At 63.2% G+C, this 2,703-nt stretch carries 3 protein-coding genes; 2 read left to right on the forward strand and 1 reads right to left on the reverse strand.

Annotation, left to right across the window (positions count from 1 at the left end; translation table 11 throughout):
* The first annotated feature begins 90 nt into the window (after nucleotides 1-90).
* Nucleotides 91-939: a MaoC/PaaZ C-terminal domain-containing protein gene (locus EOD07_RS29765; protein WP_127237874.1), complete on the forward strand. Its 849-nt coding sequence runs from the start codon at nucleotides 91-93 to the stop codon at nucleotides 937-939.
* A gap of 59 nt (nucleotides 940-998) precedes the next feature.
* Here the strand turns inward: EOD07_RS29765 and EOD07_RS29770 are convergent, their stop codons facing one another.
* Nucleotides 999-2,015 carry a phosphotransferase family protein gene (locus tag EOD07_RS29770; RefSeq protein ID WP_245470542.1) on the reverse strand — a complete coding sequence of 339 codons (1,017 nt, stop codon included), beginning with the start codon at nucleotides 2,013-2,015 and terminating at the stop codon, nucleotides 999-1,001.
* A gap of 146 nt (nucleotides 2,016-2,161) precedes the next feature.
* Here EOD07_RS29770 and EOD07_RS29775 point away from each other — a divergent pair.
* A partial coding sequence (locus EOD07_RS29775; RefSeq protein ID WP_245470543.1) for an alcohol dehydrogenase catalytic domain-containing protein occupies nucleotides 2,162-2,703 on the forward strand: 542 nt, incomplete at its 3' end.

The following is a 2,703-nucleotide window of genomic DNA, read 5'->3' on the forward strand; positions in this document are numbered from 1 at the left end:
TGTGTCGGGCTGGCCAAGCTTCCGGCGACAGCCGCGCGCATAGAGCACATGCTCAAGACCGGCAAACCCTTGCGCAACTGAAAGGCCAGGATGTCCCGCTACGACGAGTTGATGGCGTTCCGGTTTCCGGAGATTGTGCAGGACTACGGGGCGCGCGAGACCATCCTCTACGCGCTGGGCGTCGGAGCGGGCGATCCGCCGGACGATCCCTGGGAGTTGCGGCACGTCTACGAAGACGGCCTGATGGCGCTGCCGACCATGGCGGTCGTTCTTGCCTATCCGGGAAACTGGTACCGCACGCTCTCGCCCGGTCTCGACGACACGCTCATAGTGCACGCCTCGGAGCGCTTCGAGCTTCATCGGCCGCTGCCGGTGGCCGCCACGCTTGTCGCAACGCCGAGGATCGTCGCGATATACGACAAGGGTGTCGGCCGGGGCGCGCTGGTCGTGAGCGAAAGAGTGATCGCGGACCGATCGACTGGCGAGGCGCTCGCGACGGTCACCCAGACCGCGTTCTGCCGAGGCGACGGCGGCCTGGGCGGGCCGGTGATTGCGCCGCCCAAGCCGCATCACCTTCCCGACCGAAATCCGGACACGACCGTCGACATGCCGACCTCATCGCGATCGGCGCTGATCTACCGCCTTTCCGGCGACGACAATCCGCTGCATGTCGATCCCGAATTCGCCCGCGCGGCCGGGTTTCCCAAGCCCATCCTGCATGGCCTTGCCACCTATGGCCATGTCGGGCGCGCGATATCGAAGGCCTTGCGCGGCGATAGTTCAGTCTCGATCAAGACGATGGATTGCCGCTTCACCGCGCCGGTGTTCCCAGGCGATGTCCTGTCCATCTCGCTTTGGCGCGACGATAATGTCGTCAGCTTCAGAGCCAAAGTGGGCGAACGCGTCGTGGTCGACAACGGCCTGGCTACCTTGGCGTGAAAAATCGCCGGGGGCTTGGACGCCGATCCTCTGAACCCCCTCGAACGGAGCCGACCGGCTCAGAGCTGTCCGCAGGATTCGATCAGGTCGACCGCGCGACGGGCAAAGATTGGGGCCAGCTTGCCCACCGCGGCGGCGTTTTGCGAGGCGGCGTTTCCAGCCTTGGCGCGCGAGGCGATGCCCTGAAAGATGACGGCATTTCGAAACAAGGCCAGCACGATATGAAAAACCTCCAGCCGGTCCGACTGGTTGGAGGCCTCGTAATAGGCGCGGGAGAATTCCGAAAGGGTCGGAAGTTCGTGGTCGGCAAAGTCCAGGCCGAGAATGCCGCCATATTCCTCGGGTGTGACATACCAACTGTAGATGCAGGTATGCGCCAGGTCCGCCATGGGATGGCCGAGCGTCGAAAGCTCCCAATCAAGCACCGCCACGATGCGCGGCTCCGTTGGGTGGAACATCAGATTGCCGATACGGAAGTCACCGTGAACGATGGTCGTCTGGTCGTTCGCGGGCAGATTGGCGGGCAGCCACTCGACCAGCCGGTCGATTTCCGGCAGGTCGTGCGATTTGGAGAGATGCCACTGATGGGTCCAGCGGGCGATCTGACGGGAAAAGAAGTTGCCGTGCTTGCCGAACGTGGACAAGCCGGCCTGCTCGAAGTCGACTTTGTGGATGGCGGCAAGCATCCGGGCCGCGGAGCGGTACATCTCGGCGCGTTCGGACTTGGGCGCACCGGCGAGCTGGCTGTCGTGGAAGATACGGCCGTCGACGCGCTCCATGACGTAAAAGGATGTACCGAATACATCTCCCGCCTCGTGGTAAAGCAGGACCGGCGGTACCGCGATCCCCACTTTTCCAAGCGCTTCCAGGACCCTGAATTCCCGATCCACGGCGTGGGCGGACGGCAGGACCGGCCCGTCAGGCTTTTTCCTCACGACGAGCCGGCGGTTGTCGAAGTCTGCGAAGAAAGTCGGATTCGATTGTCCGCCCGCGACGGGGTCCAGCCGAAGGTTCCCCGAAAGTCCCGGGATTTCCGATCTCAGGAATTGTTCGAGCCGTGTGGTTGGGTTGGTCACAAGGGGCCTGCTGCTAATGTTCGATTGTCGGACAATAAATAAGTGCCAACAGACCGTCAATCCGACAATCCGCCTTAACAAGGGCATTGACGAATGCTCTATGAAGCCGGATTATCGGTTTGTCGGACAAAGCTGGAGCCCGAACGATGCCAGATTCGATGATTTCCGTGCTCAGCCTTGAACCCGGAGGGCCGGAATCCCTGGTTTTGGCGGAGCGGCCTGTTCCTTCGCCTGGGGCGGGCCAGGTCCGCATCCGCGTCCATGCCATCGGCGTGAACTATCCGGACCTGCTGATCATCGAGGACCGCTACCAGTTCAAGCCGGCCCGTCCGTTCTCGCCGGGAGCCGAGGTCTCCGGGATTGTCGATGCCGTCGGCCAGGGAGTGGATAATGTCCGTCCGGGGCAGCGCGTCATGGCGATGCTCGGCTGGGGCGGCATGGCCGAATATGTGTGCGCGGAAGCCCAGCGCTGTTCATTGATGCCCGATTCGATGCCGTTCGAGGATGGCGCGGCCTTCCTGATGACCTACGGCACCTCGTACCATGCGTTGAATGATCGAGCCGGTCTGCGGCCCGAAGAGACGTTGCTGGTGTTGGGGGCCGCCGGTGGCGTCGGCCTCGCGGCCGTCGAGCTCGGCAAGGCCATGGGAGCCCGGGTGATCGCGGCAGCGTCGAGTGAGGACAAGCT

The sequence above is a fragment of the Mesorhizobium sp. M2C.T.Ca.TU.002.02.1.1 genome, from assembly GCF_003997225.1.

Bases quoted from the DNA above. Each gene is read 5' to 3' on its own strand.
- EOD07_RS29765 (WP_127237874.1), top strand. From the start codon at position 91: ATGTCCCGCTACGACGAGTTGATGGCGTTCCGGTTTCCGGAGATTGTG.